General features: G+C 67.8%; 19 protein-coding genes. 12 read left to right on the top strand and 7 right to left on the bottom strand.

Annotated elements, in window-relative coordinates; all coding sequences use genetic code 11:
• The first annotated feature begins 155 nt into the window (after nucleotides 1–155).
• The 3 genes from MUU56_RS24725 to MUU56_RS24735 all read left to right on the top strand — a co-directional run bounded on the left by MUU56_RS24725 (nucleotide 156) and on the right by MUU56_RS24735 (nucleotide 2054).
• Nucleotides 156–590, top strand: coding sequence for a Ros/MucR family transcriptional regulator (locus tag MUU56_RS24725; RefSeq protein ID WP_244769936.1), 435 nt, complete (start codon nucleotides 156–158; stop codon nucleotides 588–590).
• Between the two features lie 230 nt (nucleotides 591–820).
• On the top strand, nucleotides 821–1264 hold the full coding sequence (locus tag MUU56_RS24730) for a helix-turn-helix domain-containing protein (RefSeq protein WP_244769937.1): 444 nt from the start codon (nucleotides 821–823) through the stop codon (nucleotides 1262–1264).
• Nucleotides 1257–2054 carry a DUF6456 domain-containing protein gene (locus tag MUU56_RS24735; RefSeq protein ID WP_244769938.1) on the top strand — a complete coding sequence of 266 codons (798 nt, stop codon included), beginning with the start codon at nucleotides 1257–1259 and terminating at the stop codon, nucleotides 2052–2054. Before MUU56_RS24730 ends, MUU56_RS24735 begins: the two co-directional genes overlap by 8 nt.
• Nucleotides 2055–2394: 340 nt before the next feature.
• Here the strand turns inward: MUU56_RS24735 and MUU56_RS24740 are convergent, their stop codons facing one another.
• The gene (locus MUU56_RS24740; RefSeq protein ID WP_244769939.1) at nucleotides 2395–2814 is read right to left on the bottom strand and encodes a SufE family protein; all 420 of its coding nucleotides are present in this window, start codon (nucleotides 2812–2814) and stop codon (nucleotides 2395–2397) included.
• A 153-nt stretch (nucleotides 2815–2967) separates the two neighbouring features.
• On the bottom strand, nucleotides 2968–3393 hold the full coding sequence (locus MUU56_RS24745) for a DUF5330 domain-containing protein (protein ID WP_244769940.1): 426 nt from the start codon (nucleotides 3391–3393) through the stop codon (nucleotides 2968–2970).
• Nucleotides 3394–3905: 512 nt separating this feature from the next.
• On the opposite strand from MUU56_RS24745, the gene MUU56_RS24750 reads away from it, so the two are divergent.
• The 6 genes from MUU56_RS24750 (at nucleotide 3906) to MUU56_RS32750 (ending at nucleotide 10399) form a co-directional block, all read left to right on the top strand.
• Nucleotides 3906–5447: a sensor histidine kinase gene (locus tag MUU56_RS24750; protein WP_244769941.1), complete on the top strand. Its 1542-nt coding sequence runs from the start codon at nucleotides 3906–3908 to the stop codon at nucleotides 5445–5447.
• Nucleotides 5419–6132 (top strand): peptidoglycan-binding domain-containing protein, encoded by a 714-nt coding sequence (locus MUU56_RS24755; protein ID WP_244769942.1) that lies wholly within the window; start codon nucleotides 5419–5421, stop codon nucleotides 6130–6132. The genes MUU56_RS24750 and MUU56_RS24755 overlap by 29 nt, the downstream gene beginning before the upstream one ends.
• A 122-nt stretch (nucleotides 6133–6254) precedes the next feature.
• Nucleotides 6255–7706: a methyl-accepting chemotaxis protein gene (locus tag MUU56_RS24760; RefSeq protein ID WP_244769943.1), complete on the top strand. Its 1452-nt coding sequence runs from the start codon at nucleotides 6255–6257 to the stop codon at nucleotides 7704–7706.
• A gap of 244 nt (nucleotides 7707–7950) precedes the next feature.
• Complete coding sequence (locus MUU56_RS24765; protein ID WP_244769944.1) at nucleotides 7951–8322, top strand: DUF1491 family protein; 372 nt, start codon at nucleotides 7951–7953, stop codon at nucleotides 8320–8322.
• 198 nt (nucleotides 8323–8520) lie between these two features.
• Nucleotides 8521–10173: a beta strand repeat-containing protein gene (locus MUU56_RS24770; protein WP_244769945.1), complete on the top strand. Its 1653-nt coding sequence runs from the start codon at nucleotides 8521–8523 to the stop codon at nucleotides 10171–10173.
• 94 nt (nucleotides 10174–10267) lie between these two features.
• Nucleotides 10268–10399 carry a hypothetical protein gene (locus tag MUU56_RS32750; protein ID WP_263194620.1) on the top strand — a complete coding sequence of 44 codons (132 nt, stop codon included), beginning with the start codon at nucleotides 10268–10270 and terminating at the stop codon, nucleotides 10397–10399.
• A gap of 9 nt (nucleotides 10400–10408) precedes the next feature.
• On the opposite strand, the gene MUU56_RS24775 is transcribed toward MUU56_RS32750, so the two are convergent.
• Entirely contained in the window at nucleotides 10409–11386 is a 978-nt protein-coding gene (locus MUU56_RS24775) for a hypothetical protein (protein WP_244769946.1), read from the bottom strand.
• A 605-nt stretch (nucleotides 11387–11991) separates the two neighbouring features.
• On the opposite strand from MUU56_RS24775, the gene MUU56_RS24780 reads away from it, so the two are divergent.
• Nucleotides 11992–12180 (top strand): hypothetical protein, encoded by a 189-nt coding sequence (locus MUU56_RS24780; protein WP_244769947.1) that lies wholly within the window; start codon nucleotides 11992–11994, stop codon nucleotides 12178–12180.
• Between the two features lie 121 nt (nucleotides 12181–12301).
• On the opposite strand, the gene MUU56_RS24785 is transcribed toward MUU56_RS24780, so the two are convergent.
• From MUU56_RS24785 to MUU56_RS24795, 3 genes are read right to left on the bottom strand one after another with little or no spacing between them, the layout of a single operon-like run.
• Nucleotides 12302–12853, bottom strand: coding sequence for a DUF1254 domain-containing protein (locus MUU56_RS24785; protein ID WP_244769948.1), 552 nt, complete (start codon nucleotides 12851–12853; stop codon nucleotides 12302–12304).
• Nucleotides 12846–13439: a DUF1214 domain-containing protein gene (locus tag MUU56_RS24790; protein ID WP_244769949.1), complete on the bottom strand. Its 594-nt coding sequence runs from the start codon at nucleotides 13437–13439 to the stop codon at nucleotides 12846–12848. Before MUU56_RS24790 ends, MUU56_RS24785 begins: the two co-directional genes overlap by 8 nt.
• A gap of 29 nt (nucleotides 13440–13468) precedes the next feature.
• Nucleotides 13469–15652, bottom strand: coding sequence for a transglycosylase domain-containing protein (locus tag MUU56_RS24795; RefSeq protein ID WP_244769950.1), 2184 nt, complete (start codon nucleotides 15650–15652; stop codon nucleotides 13469–13471).
• 177 nt (nucleotides 15653–15829) lie between these two features.
• Between MUU56_RS24795 and MUU56_RS24800 the strand changes: the two genes are divergently transcribed.
• Entirely contained in the window at nucleotides 15830–16315 is a 486-nt protein-coding gene (locus tag MUU56_RS24800; protein ID WP_244769951.1) for a YcgN family cysteine cluster protein, read from the top strand.
• Between the two features lie 7 nt (nucleotides 16316–16322).
• On the opposite strand, the gene MUU56_RS24805 is transcribed toward MUU56_RS24800, so the two are convergent.
• Nucleotides 16323–16655 carry an MmcQ/YjbR family DNA-binding protein gene (locus MUU56_RS24805; protein ID WP_244769952.1) on the bottom strand — a complete coding sequence of 111 codons (333 nt, stop codon included), beginning with the start codon at nucleotides 16653–16655 and terminating at the stop codon, nucleotides 16323–16325.
• A gap of 262 nt (nucleotides 16656–16917) precedes the next feature.
• On the opposite strand from MUU56_RS24805, the gene MUU56_RS24810 reads away from it, so the two are divergent.
• On the top strand, nucleotides 16918–17460 hold the full coding sequence (locus tag MUU56_RS24810) for a hypothetical protein (protein WP_244769953.1): 543 nt from the start codon (nucleotides 16918–16920) through the stop codon (nucleotides 17458–17460).
• The last annotated feature ends 75 nt before the right edge of the window (nucleotides 17461–17535 follow it).

Here is a 17535-nt window from a genome sequence, read left to right on the forward strand (position 1 = left end):
TATAGTGGAAGTTATATTGACGAAAATGTCTGCATTTCGACGGGCGAGCATTATTCTGCCACAGGATCACCCGACAAGGACGCTTTACGCCGAATTCATTGTCCAGGTCGATGGGTAGGGCCATCGACCTGCGTGTTGTCCGACAGGAGAAAGAAATGACCGAAACAAACCCTGCCGCCGGCTCCAATCTGCTTGTGGAATTGACCGCCGATATCGTCGCCGCCTATGTGGGCAATCACGTCGTTCCCGTCGCGGAGCTGCCGGGCCTGATCGCCGACGTGCATGCCGCGCTCAACAACACGACGCAGCCTGCCGCCGCCGTCGAGGCCCCCGTCGTCGCCGAAAAGCCGAAGCCGCCGGTGCCGGTGAAGAAATCCGTGCAGAACGACTACATCATCTGCCTGGAAGACGGCCAGAAGTTCAAGTCGCTGAAGCGCCACCTGATGACCCATTACGGCATGACCCCGGAGGAATACCGCGAGAAGTGGGACCTGCCGGCCGACTATCCGATGGTCGCGCCCGCCTATGCGGAAGCCCGCTCGCGCCTCGCCAAGGAAATGGGCCTCGGCCAGCGCCGCAAGGGCAAGTAAGCCCCGCATTCCGCTTGCATTTCGAAGGCCGGTCCCGCAAGGGGCCGGCCTTTTGCGTGCCGGCGGTTCGGGCGCATATCAGCAAGGGATTAAGGAATAAAAACCTATATGGGGATGTTCGTCATAAATTTATGAAGAAATTCAAGGAAAGGTTGCGGCGATGCGCTTCATTCGTCCCCACTCATCCTCTAGGGTGTATGAATAAATTCCTATCAACGGAGTGGCCAGTCATGCACCAGTTCATCGTTCCCCACCGGCGGTCGTCGCTCGAAACCCCGTCCTGCCCCGGTCCGGCGCCGGAAACCAAGGGGGCCGTGCCGGGTGGGGCGGCGCCGCCGGTGCCGGTCGTGCCGGCCGGCACCGCCTGCCGCATCGTGCGCCAGCTGGTGCTGGAAATGACGGCGATGGCGGGCGAGCGGCCGCTCTGGCGGCGCGACGGCCGGCGCACCACCTGCCATGTGCGCCAGATCGCCATGTATGTCTGCCATGTCGTGCTGCGCCTGTCGCAGTCCGATATCGGCGCCGCCTTCGGGCGCGACCGCACGACGGTCGGCCATGCCTGCAACGTGGTGGAGGACCGCCGCGACGATGCCGCCTTCGACGCCTTCGTCTCGGCGATCGAGCGTGTCGTGCTCTCGGTCTTCGGCCCGGCGGGGATCGGCAGCCATGGGTGAGGGCGGGGACACGACGAACGATGCGGCGCTTGCGAAGGTCCTGCGCCTCCTGCTGGCGGCCGGCGAGGCGAGGGTAGCCGGGGAGGCGGCGCTTGCGGCCGACGGGCGCCGGCAGCCGCTTGGCCCGGCGCTTCTCGCCGCGGCGCTGCGCCGCGGGCTCGTCAGGCGCGAGGGCGACCGGCTCTTTGCGACGGCGGAGGCGCGGGCCCATCTGAAGCGCAGGCTCTGCACGGCAGAGACGCCCTTCGCCGACCAGCACCGGGACCTTGCCGAGGTGACGGTGCTGCGCGACGGGGCGCGGGAGCGGGCGCTCGCCAACCGGCTGGAATCGCCGCTGGCGAGCCTGACCCGGCTGAAGGAGAAGACGGGCGAGGCCTTCCTGCCGGACACCGCCCTTGCCGCCGGCGAGCGGCTGCATGCGGATTTCACCCGCGGCGGCCTGCAGCCGCGCTTGACCATGTCCTGGGAGCCGCGCATCGCCGGCCGCCAGAAGGGCGAGGCGGGCGCGGCGCGCGAGCTTACCGACACCGCGCTTGCCGCCCGCCTGCGCGTGGCGCGGGCCATCACGGCGATCGGGCCGGAACTGTCGGGCGTCGCGCTCGATGTCTGCTGCTTCATGAAGGGGCTGGAGACGGTGGAGCGCGAGCGGCAATGGCCCGCCCGCTCGGCCAAGCTGATGCTGCGCGCTGCCCTGATGGCGCTCGCCCGCCACTATGCCCCGCCGGTCCCGGCCGGCCGGCAGGCCCATGCCTGGGGCGCGGAGGGCTATCGGCCGGAATGGGCGGGGTGAGGGGGCGAGCCTTACAGGCAGGTTGATGGCGGGAATGCGGCTTTGCCGGGGTTCGGTCTTCCTAGAGGGGCGGGACAATTGCCTATGCAGGGGCGAAGCAGCGTGTTGCATCACCCCCCTCTGGCCTGCCGGCCATCTCCCCCTCAAGGGGGGAGATTGGATGGAGCGGCGCTTCGCCTCTCTTCAACGGTGCTGATTAAGCTAGGTTTGCACGTCTTGCGGATCTCCCCCCTTGAGGGGGAGATGGCCGGCAGGCCAGAGGGGGGTGTTAATGGCCCGGTCGACAAGGGAGATCGGGAGGCAACGATGCTGAGGCCGTTCAGGCGAAACTGCCGGCCGCCTACGCCGCCACCCGCACCGCCGCCTCTTCCCGTATGCGGCGCACCATCGAGCGCAGGCCGTTGGCGCGCTGGGAGGAGAGGTGCTCGACGAGGCCGATGGCGTTGAAGGTGTCGATGGCGTCGAGGGCGGCGATCTCGGAGGCGCGCTTGCCGGAATAGATGGCGAGCACGATGGCGACGAGGCCGCGCACGATATGCGCGTCCGAATCGCCCTCGAAGGTCATTACCGGATCGGCGCCCGCGCCGGCCTTGCTGACGAGCCAGACCTGGCTGGCGCAGCCCTGTACCTTGTTGGCGGCCGTGCGCTGTTCCTCCGGCAGGTCCGGCAGCGCCTTGCCGAGCTCGATGACGTAGCGGTAGCGGTCCTCCCACTCGTCGAGGAAGGCGAAGTCGTCGATGATCTCTTGCAGCGTGGCCATGGTTCTTCCGTGTGCGGGGACTGCCTTCATATAGGCGAGGCCGGCCGGAATTTGAACCGCAAAGCGTGCGGGCAAAAAGAAACGCCGCAGGGAACGGGTCCATGCGGCGGTTGCAGGGCAACGAGTGAGGCAGGCAGAAAATCGGGGGCGGTCTCAGCCCTTGTGGTCGGGGCGGCGGGTCGGGATGGCGACGGTGCCGGTGATGACCTCGTCGTCGGCATCGATCGTGGCGACGGCCGGAAGCGGCTGGTCGAGCGCTTCCTTGGCGGCCGGATCGGCATTGGCGACGGCGGTGCCCTCTTCGGCGAACTGGGTGTCGAGGAACTGGTAGGCGATGCGGGCGCCTTCGCGGGCCCGGTGGCCGAGGGCGACGAAGGTCTCCGCGCCCTTCTCGCAGACGTCGGGCTTTTCCAGGCACATGGCGGTGACGTAATGCAGCGCTTCACTGGCGGCGGTGAACGTGTCGCCGATCTCGACCGCCGGGCCCTTCTCCAGCTTGGCGGAGGATTCCGCGTCCAGGAAGGGGAGCAGGACGAGAACCAGTGAGAACCAGAACGTTCCCTTGATCAGAAACCACATCGCTTGCCATCCTCGTTGTCGCCTCGGCTCTTTGCGGCCTTCGGCTCGTTTGGTCCTTGGCGAACCGTTGATGCGAGAATAGGGGCGGGAAGGAAATTCCCCTTTGCAGGAATCATTCGGGTTTTGCCCAGTTTTGATTAAAATGCGACCTATCGGCCCTCCGGCGGCACTTTAAACGCATTTGAGGCAGATTTTAGCGATCGCCGTTAAGGATCGTGGCGGGCCGCGCCGCGGCAAGGCGCCGGAATGCCGGGAGCGTCTCTTCCGGCCCTTTGCCCCAGAAGTTAATATGAACAGAAAAATGCCGCAAAATGAGGCGCTTACGCCCCGTTAACCACGCCGGACGAATGGCCGTTGGATTGCCCCGAAATGGGACTTTTGGGCCTTTTTGCCCCGCTTTCCGCACCCGCCGTTTATTCTTTCCTTAAGTCGCCGATGCGATTTTGGGCGCACCAAAAGAAGATAAATGGCAGGGTATCGCGTTGCGCCAATTGACCACCATCGCTGACAGAATGGCAGCCCGCCTGGGCGCCGTTGCTGGCGTTGCTGGCGCGTCCGCTGCCGATCAGCGCCCGTCCGCATCCCTGCGCGCCACCACGCTGGCGCTGCTGGCGGCCGTTCCCGGCCTGCCGCTCGTCCTTTCCGCCGTCATGCCCGCCTCCGCCGCGCTGCCGGCCGGCGTGGCGCTTGCCGGCGCCGGCGCGCTGCTGGCGGCCGCGGCCTCCTCCACCCTCGAGGCGAGGCCCGCGCCGCAGAAGACCTTCGCCGAGGAGCTGGCCGCCGCAACCCCGCCGGCCGCCTCGCCCTACGATCTCTTCGCCGGCCTCGTGACGCTGCACGATGCGCGCGGCTTCGTCACCGCCGTGCATGGCCGCGACCGCGCCGACATGCTCGCCTGGATGCGCGATCCCGCCGGCCGCGGCTATCTCGACCAGATCCATGTGTCCGACCGGCTCGGCTTCCTTGCCGCGATCGACCGCCTGCGCCAGGGCGGCACGCGCGAGACCGTGGAGATCCGCATCGACCGCCCGCGCACCGAGGCCGATGCCGAGCAGTTTACCCATATGCGCGTGGAGATGACGGCGCTTGCCGGCCCGGACGGCGCGCTTGCCGCCGTGGTCGCCCAGTCGCGCGACATGTCCGACGAGGCGAAGCTGCGCGGCGAGAGCGCGCGCAAGGCGGCCGAGGCCGAATCGGCCAACGACGCCAAGACGCGGTTCCTGGCCGCCGTCAGCCACGAGTTGCGCACGCCGCTGAACGCCATCCTCGGCTTTTCCGACATCCTCGCCGGCGAATATTTCGGCAGGCTGGAGAACGACCGGCAGCGCGAATATGTCACGCTGATCCACCAGTCGGGCTCGCATCTCCTGTCGGTCGTCAACACGATGCTCGACGTCTCGAAGATCGAGGCCGGCCGCTACGAGCTCCTGACCGAGCCGTTCCCCGTCGCCGACAGCGTCCGGGCCTGCGAGCAGATGCTCGGCCTCCAGGCGCGCGAGAAGGGCATCAAGCTGACGAGCCGCGTGCCGCGCGCCATCGGCGAGGCCATCGCCGACCAGCGGGCGATCCAGCAGGTGCTCATCAACCTCGTCGGCAATGCGATCAAGTTCACCGACCGCGGCGGCATCGTCACCATCGATGCGGCGCGCGAGGGGCGGGACCTCGTCCTGACCGTCAGCGACACCGGCATCGGCATTCCCGCCGACAAGCTGGCGCTGATCGGCCAGCCCTTCATGCAGGTGCAGAACGAATATACCCGCAAATACGAGGGCACCGGCCTCGGCCTGTCGCTGGTCAAAGGGCTCGTGGCGCTGCATGGCGGCAGCTTCGTCATCCAGAGCCGGCCGGGCGAGGGCACGGTCATCACCGTGCGCGTGCCGGCGGACGGCTCCGGCGTCACGCCGGACAGCGAGCTGCGGCCCGGCTGCGCGCCCAACGCCGCATCCACCGTCGAATTCCCGCCGCGCCTTGCGGCCATGGTCGAGACCGTTTACGAGCCGTCGCAGGATGGCAAGGACACGAACGATGAACGCGCACGTCAGAAGACAGCCTGAGCGGCGGCCCCAGGGCCAGGCCCGCAAGGGCCGGTCCGGCACCCGCGTGGAGCCGCGCCGGCCGAATATCGTGATCGCCGGGCTGATGGCGCTCGGCCGCCTTGCCGCGCGCCATCCGACCGCGCTCGGCGGCACCTGCGCCTTCGTCGTGGTCTTCTCCTTCGTCGCCGCCAATGCGCTGTGGTACCAGCCGGGCGGCCACCCGGCGCCCTTCCTGAAGATGCGCTCGGCCGACAATTCCCTCGGCTTCACCGCCACGAAGCCCGAGCCGCATGACGTGACGACCTTCGTCATCGAGCGCATGGAGGAGGGCGAGCCCCTGCCCGAGGTCACCGACGTGACGCCGGCCGAGCGGCCCTTCGACGAGGTGGCCAAGGTCATCGAGGGCAAGCCGGCCAGGACGCAGGCGACCATCGAGGAGGACCCGGTCGCCGCCGCCATCCTGCAGGCCGAGGCCGATCCGGCCGTGACCTCCGCCGTCGCGCGGCCGGTGCCGAGCGAACTGGTGATGAAGATCCAGAAGGGCCTCAGCAACATCGCCTATACGGATATCGCCGTGGACGGGCTGATCGGCGAGAAGACCCGCACGGCGATCCGCCATTTCGAAAAGCACTATCGCCTGCCGGTCACGGGCGAGCCGAACGAGCAGGTGCTCGCCAAGCTGAAGGACATCGGCGCGCTCTGAGGCGCGCCGTCCATGCGACGAAAGTCGTATGCCGCAACTGGCACATCTACCGGTTGTTTCTAAAGGATGCGTTAACCATGTCTGCCGGATGATCCTTCGATCATCTGGAGGATCGATGAACCATGTCCAACGCTGCCTTGCGTGAGACTGCGCATACCCGGGAAGAGGACGAGGGGCGGGCGCCGGCCGATGGCGCGGCGTTGCGCCGGGTCGTCGGGTCGCTGGCCGTCGAGGCGTCGGATCTCGGCCTCCATCTCGTCGACATCGCCGGCTCCATCCAGGACACGGCCGCCCAGTCGCGCGAGCACGCGGCGCTCTTCACCCGGCTGACCCGGTCGGCGACCGCGATCGCCAGCGCCAACGGCGACATCGCCCGCGCGCTCGGCGAGACGGACCAGCTGGCCGCGAGCGCCCGCCAGGTGCTCGGCGAGCAGGCGGTGCAGCTCGACGGTTCGATTGCCGCGATCGACCACATGGTGACGGCCTCCAACGAGATCGGCACGGAAATCTCGGCCTTTTCCGGGGCGCTCGCCGATGTCGGCCGGCTGGCCGACGCCATCGGCACCATCGCCCGGCAGACGAACCTCCTGGCGCTGAACGCCGCCATCGAGGCGGCGCGTGCCGGCGAGGCGGGCAAGGGCTTCGCGGTGGTGGCGGCGGAGGTGCGGGCGCTGTCGCTCGAGACCTCCAGCACGACGGCCTCCATCCAGAAGACGCTGCAGGCGCTGCGCGCCCGTATCGACCGGCTGGAGGCGGCGGGCGAGGGCGCGCGCGTCTCCGCCGAGGGCGTCAAGGCGACGGCCTCGGCGGTGCAGGGCTCGTTTGCCGGCGTCGAGCAGGTGATGTCGAAGATCCTCGACAGCGCCTCGGCGCTTGCCGCGACGACGGGCGCGGTGGACCGGGAATGCAGCGACTTCGCGCGCGCGATCGGCGCGGCCTCGGCGGAGATCATCCGCTCGAACGAGGTGCTGCAGGGCGCTTCCGGCAAGGTCGGCGAGGTGGTGGCCATTTCCGAGCGCATCATCCAGGCGACGGCGAGCGCGGGGATCGAGACGCCGGACAGCCCCTATATCCGCCTCGTGCAGCAGCTGGCCGGCGAGGTCTCAGCGCGCTTCTCGGCGGCCGTCGGCAGCGGCGAGATGGGCATGGAGGCGCTGTTCGACCGGCAGTACCGGCCGATCCCGGGCACCGATCCGGTGCAGATGACGACGCGCTTCACCGATTTCACCGACCGCGTGCTGCCGGCGATCCAGGAGCCGGTACTGGCCGCGGACGCGCGCATCGCCTTCTGCGCGGCGATCGACGACCAGGGCTACCTGCCGACGCACAACCGCAAATTCTCCGAGCCGCAGCGGCCGGGCGATCCGGCCTGGAACACCGCCAACTGCCGCAACCGCCGGATCTTCGACGACCGGGTGGGGCTGGCCGCCGGGCGCAGCACCGAACCCTTCCTCGTGCAGACCTATCGCCGGGACATGGGCGGCGGCCAGTTCGTGCTGATGAAGGACATCTCCGCCCCCATCACCGTCAACGGCCGCCACTGGGGCGGGCTGCGGCTGGCGATCCGGGTGTGAGGCGGGGGGCCTGGCCGCGGTGACGGCGGCGCCGCCCCTCATCCCGCTGCCGCGACCTTCTCCCCGCTTGCGGGGAGAAGGGGAGGATGCAGTGTTTTCCCGGGTCCATCACGGTCGTTGTTTGGGGAAACCGGTTCACCATCTTCCTTCGCCCCGCTTGCGGGGAGAAGGTCGCGGCAGCGGGATGAGGGGGTCGCCAAGCTTCGCCATTGCCCGATCGCGCCGCGCCGTGTATGCCGCCGCCATGCGCCTTCGTTCCGATATCTTCGTGTCCGCCCTGATGCGCCGCGTCTTCGCCCGCGGCGATTTTGCGGCCGTCGAGGTGAAGGGCGCGGAGGAGGCGGGGGCGGTGTTCGTGCGGCAGGTGTTCCGCGACGGGTCGGAAAGCCTCCATGCGCCGGCGCCGCAGAGTGTCTTCGAGGCGGAGGAGAGCGGGCTCAGGCGCTTCGAGACGCGGCTGGAGCGGGCAAGGGCGGAGGCGGTGGCCGATGCGCTCGCCCGGGAGCGGCGTTTCGATGGCGACCTCTGGGTGGTGTCGATCGAGACGGACGATCTTGGCGATCTCATCGACTTCGCCGCGGCCGAACCGAAGGACGACGGGTTCTTCCGGCGTTAACCCTGCCGACCGAAACCCGCAGCATCGATCCGGCCGGAACGGATTTCTGCCGGAAAGGCACCATAGCCAATCCGGCGGCAAGGCGTGGCGGCCCGCGTCGGGCGTCGCGGGGAAACAGGGATATGGGCATTCTGCCGTTCGACGTGAAGCGGAAATGCTCCGGAATGTGGCAACGTCGATGATGGACGCCGGAAAGACATGAGCAAATACGACATTCTCACGGACCGGGCATCGACGCTCGTCGCCCGCGAGGCGGACAGCCAGTGGATCGTCGCGCCCGGCATTTCCATCGCCACGACGGGCCTTGCCGTCGATGCGGGCGGGGCCATTGCCGGCCGCACGCTTGTCGTCGACGGGACGATCCGGTCTTCGGCCGGAAATGCGGTCGTGCTCGGCGCGGGCACGCTCGGCAGCAATGCGGGAACGGTCGCGATCAAGCCGGACGGGGTGATCTCCGCCGCGCTGACCGGCCTTTCCGCCAGCGGCGGCGGGCTGGTCCTCTCCAACCAGGGCACGCTTTCGGGCGATGCGGCGGCCGGCAATTTCAGCGGCGCGGGCGCCAACATCACCAACCGCGGCTCGGTGCTGTCCTCCGGCGGGACGGGGCTCAAGGTGACTGGCGGCGACGCGCTGGTGACGAACCACGGCACGGTGAAGAGCGCGGGCGATGCCGTCACGGTATCGGGCGCCAAGGCGATCATCACCAATTACGGCATGATCCAGTCGACGGCCGATGACGGCATCAGGAGCGCCGGCCGGGCGGCGATCGTGACCAACAGCGGCACGGTGGATGCGCAGCGCGACGGGCTGACCGTGACCGGTGCCGGCGCCATCGTCACCAACAACGGCAAGATCGTCTCGCGTGCCGACGAGGGCGTCGTGATCACCGGCGGCGGCGCGGTGATGGCCAACAACGGCACGATCACCGCGGCGAAGGACGGCGTGCGGCTCGACGGGGCGAAGGTCAATTTCGCCAATCACAAGACGATCACCGCGACGACCGGCGAGGCTATCGATATCGGCGGCGCCCAGGCGCAGGTGACGAACAACGGCACGCTGAAGGGGGCTGCCGGCATCCTCAGCGACGGGGCCGGCGCGACGGTGACGAACAACGGCGCCATAACGGCGACGAAGGGCATCGCGGTGGCGCTGCTCGGCAAGGGGCTCAACACCTTTTCCAACAACGGCTCGCTGAAGGCGGAGGGCCTGGCGCTGAAGGGCGGCAGCGGCAGCGAGATCGTCACCAACAACGGCACGATCCGCGGCAATGTCGATCTCGGCGCGGGCAACGACACGTTCGACACGCGCGGCGGCAAGGTGACCGGCACCGTGGCGGGCGGCAAGGGGAACGATACCTATATCGTCGGCGATGCCCGCCTGAAGCTTGTCGAGAAGGCGGGCGGCGGCACCGACACGGTGCAGTCCACGGTCAGCTATACGCTCGGTGCGAATCTCGAAAAGCTGGTCCTGCTCGGCAAGGCCGGCATGAGCGGCACGGGCAACGAGCTCGCCAACGTGCTCATCGGCAACAGCGGCGGCAACACGCTCTCGGGCGGCGGCGGCAACGACATTCTCGACGGCGGCAAGGGCAATGACAGGCTGATCGGCGGCAGCGGGGCGGATGTCTTCCTGTTCGCCAAGGGCTCCGGGCGCGACACGGTGGCGGATTTCACGCCGGGCACGGACCGGGTCGACCTTTCCGGCCATGCCGACATTACCGGCTTTGCCGACCTCATGGCGAACCATGCCGTTCAACGCGGCGACGACGTGGTGATCCGCGCCGGCAACGACATGCTGACGCTGGAGCATGTCACGCTCCGCGCGCTCGACAAGGGCGATTTCCTCTTCTGAGACCCTGTTCCCGCGGGAACATCACGGCGGCGTCCGGCATGGCAAAAGGGAGGCACGCAGGCATCGGCCTGCGTCGAACCCTCGGAGAAACGCCATGTTCATCGTGCTGCCCGCTCTTGCACTGCTGATTTCGGGAATGTTCGTCGTGACCACGCTCGCCGCGCTCTCGGCCGAGCGCACCGAAGGCGCGACGATTCGCGTACCGGCCAGGCGCCGGATTTTCTAATAGAAACGATCAGCCGGCGGCGCGGTGCCGTGCGGCTTCGGAGGACCTGTCGTGGTTATCCTGCCCATTCGACTTCGCGTCGTCGCCGTTGGCCGCCTTCGGCAGGCCATTGCCATTCGTGTAGCTGTCCGCCCGCTGCCAGCTTTCGACACGGTCGATCGCCTCGGCCGGGTCTAGCGCCGAAATCAGCGCCGCAGCGCCCCCTTCGGCCAGATGGGGATAGATCTTCGTCAGCACGAACAGGCTGTCCGTATCCGGCACGTCGAGCGCCAGCAGCGTCTCGGCGAGCTGCCGCCCGGACACATCGAGAAGGATGCGCTCGGACAGCCACTGGCTGGAACTGAGCGCGTCGGCGAGCGTGACGGCCAGCATGCCGGCCTCGCCCGCGCGGGCAAACCGCACGAACAGCGCCTGGTGGGCCTCCGTTGCCGGTTCGAGCCCGGGGGGCGCTTCGACGGCGGGCGTTGCGGCGCGCACCAGGGCGCGCAACTCCTCGCGGATCTGTTCTTCCCGCTCCAGCCTTGCCGCTTCCTTCAGCGACGCCTCGCGATCCTCGCCGGCCCTGCGGCTGGCATGGTCCTGATGGCTTGCGACCAGCGCCTCGACCATGGCGGGCGAGAGGTCGTCCCGCCGGCCGATGGCGCGGGCATGCTCCGGGCCGGCGGCGCGCAGCACATGCATCAGCGTATGCTCGGCAATGGCCTTCGAGCCCATGAGAAAGATGGCGGCGATGCCGATCGGCTGGGTGGCGATGAAGAGGGCGGTTTCGTCCGGCACCTGCGGGCAGCGCGAGAGCGCGGCGACGGCCTGCCGGCGGGCTTCCTCGGTGGAGGCGTTGTAGAGCGGCTCGAAGAGCTCACCGAACTGGTGCAGGTCCGAGCGCGAGGGAAAACGCAGGCTCTCGAAGCTGGAGACCGTGGCCATCAGCACGATGTCCTTCGGCCGCCCTGCCTGCGGTCTCTCCAGTTCGCGAAACCTGTCCGCCACAAAACACCTGCTCAGTCCCCGGAACGGCAGCCCCCCGCCGCTTCCCAATCGTTCACGAAAAGTAGAGGAAAAGCGTTAGCAAGGCGTTAACCCTGCTCGCGCGGAAACCGCAATGTTTACAAGGCGGTGCCGCAAGGGTTGCGGCGGCAGGGCCGGCGGATGCGGACCGTATCGGCACAGGCCCCGCCCGCCCGGCGGGCGCTCCCCCCCTGTACCGCAGGGAACAGCGAACACGCGCACTTCACGCTAGTGTTAACAGCATGTTAACCCGATAGTCGCTAGTTTTAGGGGCAAGGATCGGCTCGTCTATTGCGATGGACGTGTTATGATTCGATCATGTGAGCGGTGGATCTGCCGAAAGGCACCCGCCGTTCCGCGAGGGAAAGGTGCGATGTTCCGGATGCCGGACGGTCGCCAGACACATTCCCGTGAAGGGGAAACTTCTGGTCCCGTATCGCCGTTTTCCACCCGTATGCGACTGGGGAGGCATCGATCTCATGTCGCGTCCGGGGGTGACGGAACCGGATGCACCGGCCCGTGGAAACGGGCAGGGTGAGATTTGTAGGAGTGCTTCATCCGTCTCGATTCTTCTTTTGGAGGCGAGAATGGCAGACGTGGTACGATTGAAGGAATGGCTCGCGCGGACGCCGCGACGCGACACCATTCGCCGTGAGGCTCCGGCCCAGGTTCTTCTTTTCACCGGCGTGCGATACGAACGCCTGACGCCCGCCATGCTGGCGGCGCGCGGCAAGGCGGCAAAGCAGGGCGCGCAGGACACCGCCCGCCGGCCCTGATCCTCTTCCGGTCGCTGCCCGGTGCAGCGCTCGAAGCATGCGCGTGCGGCCGCCGCGCATGGCCTGAACGGCCTTTGCGGGGTAGGTCCCGCGTCACATGCTCCTTTCGGAGCGATCCTTCCTATTGTTCCGCCGTGAAGGGCTCGCAGCCCGCATCCGCCAGGAAGGTGGTCGCCGCTTCCTCGCGGCTCTGCGTCGGCACGAAGGTGCGCAGCACGGCATAGCCTTCCTCGCCGCGCATCTCCACCAGGATCGACTGTTCCAGCTCCGCCGGTACGGCCTTGCGGATGGCGATGAGCTGGATGGGCGTTGCAATCAGCGTGTCGAGCGCGCCGTTGACCGAGGTGCGGTCGTTCATGCTGAACACCTCGTTGGAGGCGCTGTCATAGACGGCGAGCGACCAGAAGGGCACCTCGCCCTCGGCAAACAGCCGGATGGGTCCGGTTTCCACCGAAAAGGCGCAGACCGCCGTCTTCATCGCCGGATCGTCGTTGATCGGGGCGAGCGCTTCGCCGCCGGCGGCGAGCGGGAAGAAGCGGTTCGTCTCGCCGAAGGCCTGCACGCGCGTATAGGCGTCGCGGCCGGTGAAGCTCGGCAGCGAGAGGATGATGACGATGTGCAGCAGCGCCGCCCCGACGAGGCCGACGGCGATGGCATAGAGGAGGCTACGCATCGGCACAATCCAGCCGCGTGATGCCGGGCATGGAAAGGTCGATGACGCCGGAACTGCCGGCCGTCGGCGTGTCGAGCAGCGTCATGACGAGAAGGAACGGCGCCTTGCCCTCGGGCACGGCCAGCCAGTTGCCCGGCGTCGCCGCCGAGGCGATGCGGATGGAGAAGGTGCTGTCGGCGCCGCGCAGCACCGACCAGGCGTTGAGGCCGGTGGGCAGGTCGGGGCGGGCGCCTTCCAGCGGATTGCCGTTGCGGTCGGCCGCATGCAGCGTCCAGAGCCGCGCCGGTGGGGTGATGCCGCGGATCTCGTAGCGGCAGTTCTCCACCAGCGTGCGGTTCTCGCTGTCGGTGGCGGCGGTGAAGGTCAGGCCCTCGGCGCCGCCGAGCAGCAGCTTGCCGTCGCGCGCCCGGTGCGCCTTCGCATAGGGATCGGCGTCGATCGTCTGGGCGGCGGGGAAGGCGGCCCAGGGGCCGAGCGCGATGGCGCCGAAGCCGACCGTCGCGCGCAGCGCGTAGATCGAACTGACGATGCCGAGGCCGAAGGCGACGGCGAGCGCTGTGGCGATGACGAGGGGCGTGCGGAACAAGGCGATCGACCGTTGGAATCAGGTTGCCGTCACTCTGTCCGGTTCGCCGGAGCAAGGTCAAGCGCTCCGTCGAGCGCGGCGACCCGTCCGTCGGCCTTCAGCGCCTTCGCCGCGCCGAGGTCGCGGGCGACATCCTTCAGGAGCTTGGTCACGTCGGCCGACAGCGAGCGCGGGCGCACGAGCGCGGGCAGGGCGTTCTCGTCGCTCGTGCCGGCGGTCACCTCCTTCGCCTTCTTGCCGTCCGGCAGCGGGTTCTCGATGCCGGGGATGGGGCGCAGCTCGATGCCCTGGTGGGCATAGTCCATCAGCCGCTTGAAGGTCATGGCGGGCAGCGAGCCGCCGGTCATGTTGTTCGTCGAGGTATAGTCGTCGTTGCCGAACCAGACAGCGGCCGTGTAGTTGCCGGTGAAGCCGACATACCAGGCATCGCGATAGGCCTGGGTGGTGCCCGTCTTGCCGCCCGAGACGATGCCGCGGTCGAGCGCGCCGCGCCGTGCCGTGCCGCTCACGGGAATGGTGACGAGGATGCGGTTCATCGAGGACATGGCCGCTTCCGACAGCACTTCTCTTGCCGGCGGCGCGTCGCGGCCGAAATCGTAGAGGATGTCGCCGTCGTAGTTGAGGATCTGGCTGATGCCGTGGCGGCGCGCCTGGAGCCCGCCGGCGGGGAAGACGGCATAGCCCGTCGCCTGGTCGAGCACGGTGACCTCGGAGGTGCCGAGCGGCATGGTCTTGTCGGTGCGGATCGGCGTCTCGACGCCCATCGCCTTCGCCAGTTCCGCGATGCGCTTCGTGCCGAGCTTCTCCTTGGCGAGGCGCACGGGCACGGTGTTGATCGACTTGGCCATCGCCGTCATCAGCGTCATGCGGCCGGCATAGCTGCGGCCGTAGTTCTGCGGCGACCAGCCGCCCCAGCTGATCGGCGCGTCGACGATGGTCGTCTCCGGCGTCATGCCCGATTCCATCGCGGCCGAATAGGTATAGACCTTGAAAGAGGAGCCCGGCTGGCGCAGCGCGCGCGTGGCGCGGTTGAACTGGCTTTCGCCATAGTCGCGCCCGCCGACCATGGCGCGCACGGCGCCGCCGTTCTCCACCATGACCAGCGCGCCCTGCCGGACGCGATAGCTCTCGCCATACTGGCGAAGGCTGCTTTCCACCGCCTCCTCGGCGGCGGCCTGCAGGCCCATGTCGATGGTCGTGCGCACGACGAGGGAATGCTGGGCGAAGGGCCTGGCGATGCGCTGCACCTCCTCGAAGGCCCAGTCGAGGAAGAAGTCGGGCGCCGCCTTCTCGTTGCGGTCGATGACGGTGGCGGGGTTGCGCCGCGCGGCGATCACCTGGCCCTCGGTCATCAGCCCGCCCTGCACGAGGTTGGTCAGCACCTCGTTGGCGCGGGCGCGGGCGGCGGGCAGGTTGACGTGCGGGGCGTAGCGGGCGGGAGCCTTGAAGAGGCCGGCGAGCATGGCGGATTCGGCAAGGTTCACGTCGGTGACGTTCTTGCCGAAATAGAACTGCGCCGCCGCGGCCGCGCCAAACGTGCCGCCGCCCATATAGGCGCGGTCGAGATAGAGGCGCAGGATCTCCTTCTTGGAGAGGTTGGCTTCCAGCCAGAGGGCGAGGAAGGCCTCCTTGATCTTGCGCTCGATGGTACGCTCGTTGGACAGGAACAGGTTCTTGGCGAGCTGCTGGGTGAGCGTCGAGCCGCCCTGCACGACGCCGCCGGCCCGGGCGTTCTCGTTCATGGCGCGGGCAAGGCCGAGGAAATCGATGCCGAAATGGCTGAAGAAACGGCGATCCTCCGTCGCCAGCACCGCCTTGATCAGGTGGTCGGGCAGTTCGTCGATCGGCGCGGAGTCCTCGTGGATGATGCCGCGATGGCCGATCTCGTTGCCGTAGCGATCGAGGAAGGTGACGGCGAAATCGCTCTGGGCGCGCCAGTTGCCCTTGGTCTCCTCGAAGGCGGGGAGCGCGAGGGCGAGCAACAGCACGAAGCCGGCAGTGCCGAGGTTCATGCCCTCGCCGGCGACCTCGAAGACCGCCTTCTTCCAGCCTTTGACGTGGAAGCGGCGGGAGAAGATGGTGATCTCCTCCCAGATCTCGGCCGCGCGAAAACCGGCGTTCCAGACCGTGGAATCGATCCAGGAATCGATGCGCAGGAGGATGTGCCGCTTGCGGCGGCGGGGTTTTGTCGGCGTCTGGCTGTCGTCTTCCACGTTCGCATACCTTTGGCGGGGGCGGGTCGCAGCCTGCCTGCGTTGGGTTAACGTCCTCTCACCACCGGTTTATTCAGTGAGGATATCAGTCTTTTGAAGGCAACAGAACGGATTTTGCCGATTGGTCCTGGCAGCCGGCCCCTTGACCTTTGCGCCCAAGGGGTTCAGGGGTCGGAGATGACGATCAACAGTGCCGAAAAGCCGGACGACCTGCCGTTCTGGAAGACCAAGACCCTCGCCGAGATGACCGACCCGGAATGGGAGAGCCTGTGCGACGGCTGCGGGCTCTGTTGCCTCAACAAGCTGGAGGACTGGGACACGGGCGAGATCGCCTGGACCTCGATCCGCTGCGTGCTGCTCGATGGGGAAAGCTGTCGGTGCTCCGACTACGAGAACCGGCAGGCGACCGTGCCGGACTGCATCCGCCTGACGGTGGAGAGCGTGGAGAAGATCTCCTGGCTGCCGCCGACCTGCGGCTATCGCCTCATCCGCGACGGCGAGGACCTCTACTGGTGGCATCCGCTGGTGTCCGGCGATCCCGACACCGTGCACCAGGCCGGCATTTCCGCGCGCGGCCGCACGGTGAGCGAGGAGGGCCTCGATGTCGACGACTACGAGGACTATCTCGTGACCTGGCCGATGGAAGTGGGAAAGGGCAAGTAGCGGCGTTTCAGGGGAGGCTTGCCGCGACGAGCTTCTTCGGCGCCACGTTGCGCCAGGCGGTATCGATGAGTTCGCGCACCCGCGCGGCGTCCGCGCCGTCGAAATAAAGCGACGTCCAGCCCTTCGACCCCCAGCCGCCCGGTACCGGCGCGCACAGGCCCGGATCGGTCTCCAGGACCAGCGCCTGCTGATCCGGCGTGAACTTCAGGACGGCCCGGCCGGCCTCCGGCAGGGTCATGAAGACCTTCTCGCCCACCCGGAAGTCGCGCTTGCCGAAATGAGCACTTTCCCGCGCCCCCGGCATGCCGAGCGCAATGGTCACGAGATCGTCGGATATCATGGGCGGAAAGGTAGCACCCTTTCCTCCGGCCGAAAAGTTTTTGCAGAAAATAGGAAAATAGTCCTTGACGGCGTCACGGTCGTCTGGTAGGGTCATGGCATAGTCGGAAAGGTGCGGGCGGAGGGAGCCAACCCGGTTTTCCCGGAGGCCGGGACAGGGGCGGCCTTCGCCCGCGACCGGCTTTCCGCATCTGGACGCAGGAATTTATTGACAGGCGCTCGTTCCCTTCGGACCGGGCGCCTTTTCATTTGGAGGACCGAGAATGGATGCGATCGATCTCGATCTTTTCGGCGTCTCGCCGGCGCCGGCGGTCTATGACGGGCTGGCGGGGCGGCCGGCGCTCTTCGAGGGCGGCGCGGCGCCGCTGCTCGACATCAAGGCGCAGGCGCCGCTCGATCCGTTTCTCGACATGCAGGCGATGCTTCTGGAGATGACCAAGGAACTGCGCGAGCGCTTCCAGCGCTTCCAGAGCCAGAAGGCGCTGGCCGAGGAGGATGCGGATGGCGCACAGGACGAGGTTTTCCGCAAGCAGGCGCAGGCGGACGCCAAGGCGGCCATCGAGGCCGTCTCGCTGATCGTGCGCACGCTGGAGAAGATCGACAGCCTGCAGCGCACGCTTCTCAATGCACGGGCCGAGGCGGACGCGGCCGCCGACGGCGCCGAGGACGAGGCGGCGCTGGCGGCGGAGTTCGACCGGCTTGTCGAGGACCGCGTGAAGGAACGGCTGAATGCGGCGAAGGAAGACTGGATGCGCGGGCTCGGGCCTGGCGGCGATGCTGCCGCGCGCGCGGAAAGCGGGCCGTAGAGAGCGGCGCGCCTGCCGGGCGATCGGGAAGACAATCGATGCGGACATGCGGACGGCGGCTGCGGGCTTGAGGAT

The sequence above is a fragment of the Shinella yambaruensis genome, from assembly GCF_022899355.1.
Lineage (GTDB): Bacteria > Pseudomonadota > Alphaproteobacteria > Rhizobiales > Rhizobiaceae > Shinella > Shinella yambaruensis.

Coding starts and splice junctions, on each gene's coding strand:
- MUU56_RS32750 (WP_263194620.1), top strand. CDS start 10,268: ATGTTCATCGTGCTGCCCGCTCTTGCACTGCTGATTTCGGGAATGTTC.
- MUU56_RS24735 (WP_244769938.1), top strand. CDS start 1,257: ATGGGTGAGGGCGGGGACACGACGAACGATGCGGCGCTTGCGAAGGTC.
- MUU56_RS24765 (WP_244769944.1), top strand. CDS start 7,951: ATGCGCCTTCGTTCCGATATCTTCGTGTCCGCCCTGATGCGCCGCGTC.
- MUU56_RS24780 (WP_244769947.1), top strand. CDS start 11,992: ATGGCAGACGTGGTACGATTGAAGGAATGGCTCGCGCGGACGCCGCGA.
- MUU56_RS24760 (WP_244769943.1), top strand. CDS start 6,255: ATGTCCAACGCTGCCTTGCGTGAGACTGCGCATACCCGGGAAGAGGAC.
- MUU56_RS24730 (WP_244769937.1), top strand. CDS start 821: ATGCACCAGTTCATCGTTCCCCACCGGCGGTCGTCGCTCGAAACCCCG.
- MUU56_RS24755 (WP_244769942.1), top strand. CDS start 5,419: ATGAACGCGCACGTCAGAAGACAGCCTGAGCGGCGGCCCCAGGGCCAG.
- MUU56_RS24740 (WP_244769939.1), bottom strand. CDS start 2,814: ATGGCCACGCTGCAAGAGATCATCGACGACTTCGCCTTCCTCGACGAG.
- MUU56_RS24810 (WP_244769953.1), top strand. CDS start 16,918: ATGGATGCGATCGATCTCGATCTTTTCGGCGTCTCGCCGGCGCCGGCG.
- MUU56_RS24745 (WP_244769940.1), bottom strand. CDS start 3,393: ATGTGGTTTCTGATCAAGGGAACGTTCTGGTTCTCACTGGTTCTCGTC.
- MUU56_RS24805 (WP_244769952.1), bottom strand. CDS start 16,655: ATGATATCCGACGATCTCGTGACCATTGCGCTCGGCATGCCGGGGGCG.
- MUU56_RS24770 (WP_244769945.1), top strand. CDS start 8,521: ATGAGCAAATACGACATTCTCACGGACCGGGCATCGACGCTCGTCGCC.
- MUU56_RS24750 (WP_244769941.1), top strand. CDS start 3,906: ATGGCAGCCCGCCTGGGCGCCGTTGCTGGCGTTGCTGGCGCGTCCGCT.
- MUU56_RS24785 (WP_244769948.1), bottom strand. CDS start 12,853: ATGCGTAGCCTCCTCTATGCCATCGCCGTCGGCCTCGTCGGGGCGGCG.
- MUU56_RS24725 (WP_244769936.1), top strand. CDS start 156: ATGACCGAAACAAACCCTGCCGCCGGCTCCAATCTGCTTGTGGAATTG.
- MUU56_RS24800 (WP_244769951.1), top strand. CDS start 15,830: ATGACGATCAACAGTGCCGAAAAGCCGGACGACCTGCCGTTCTGGAAG.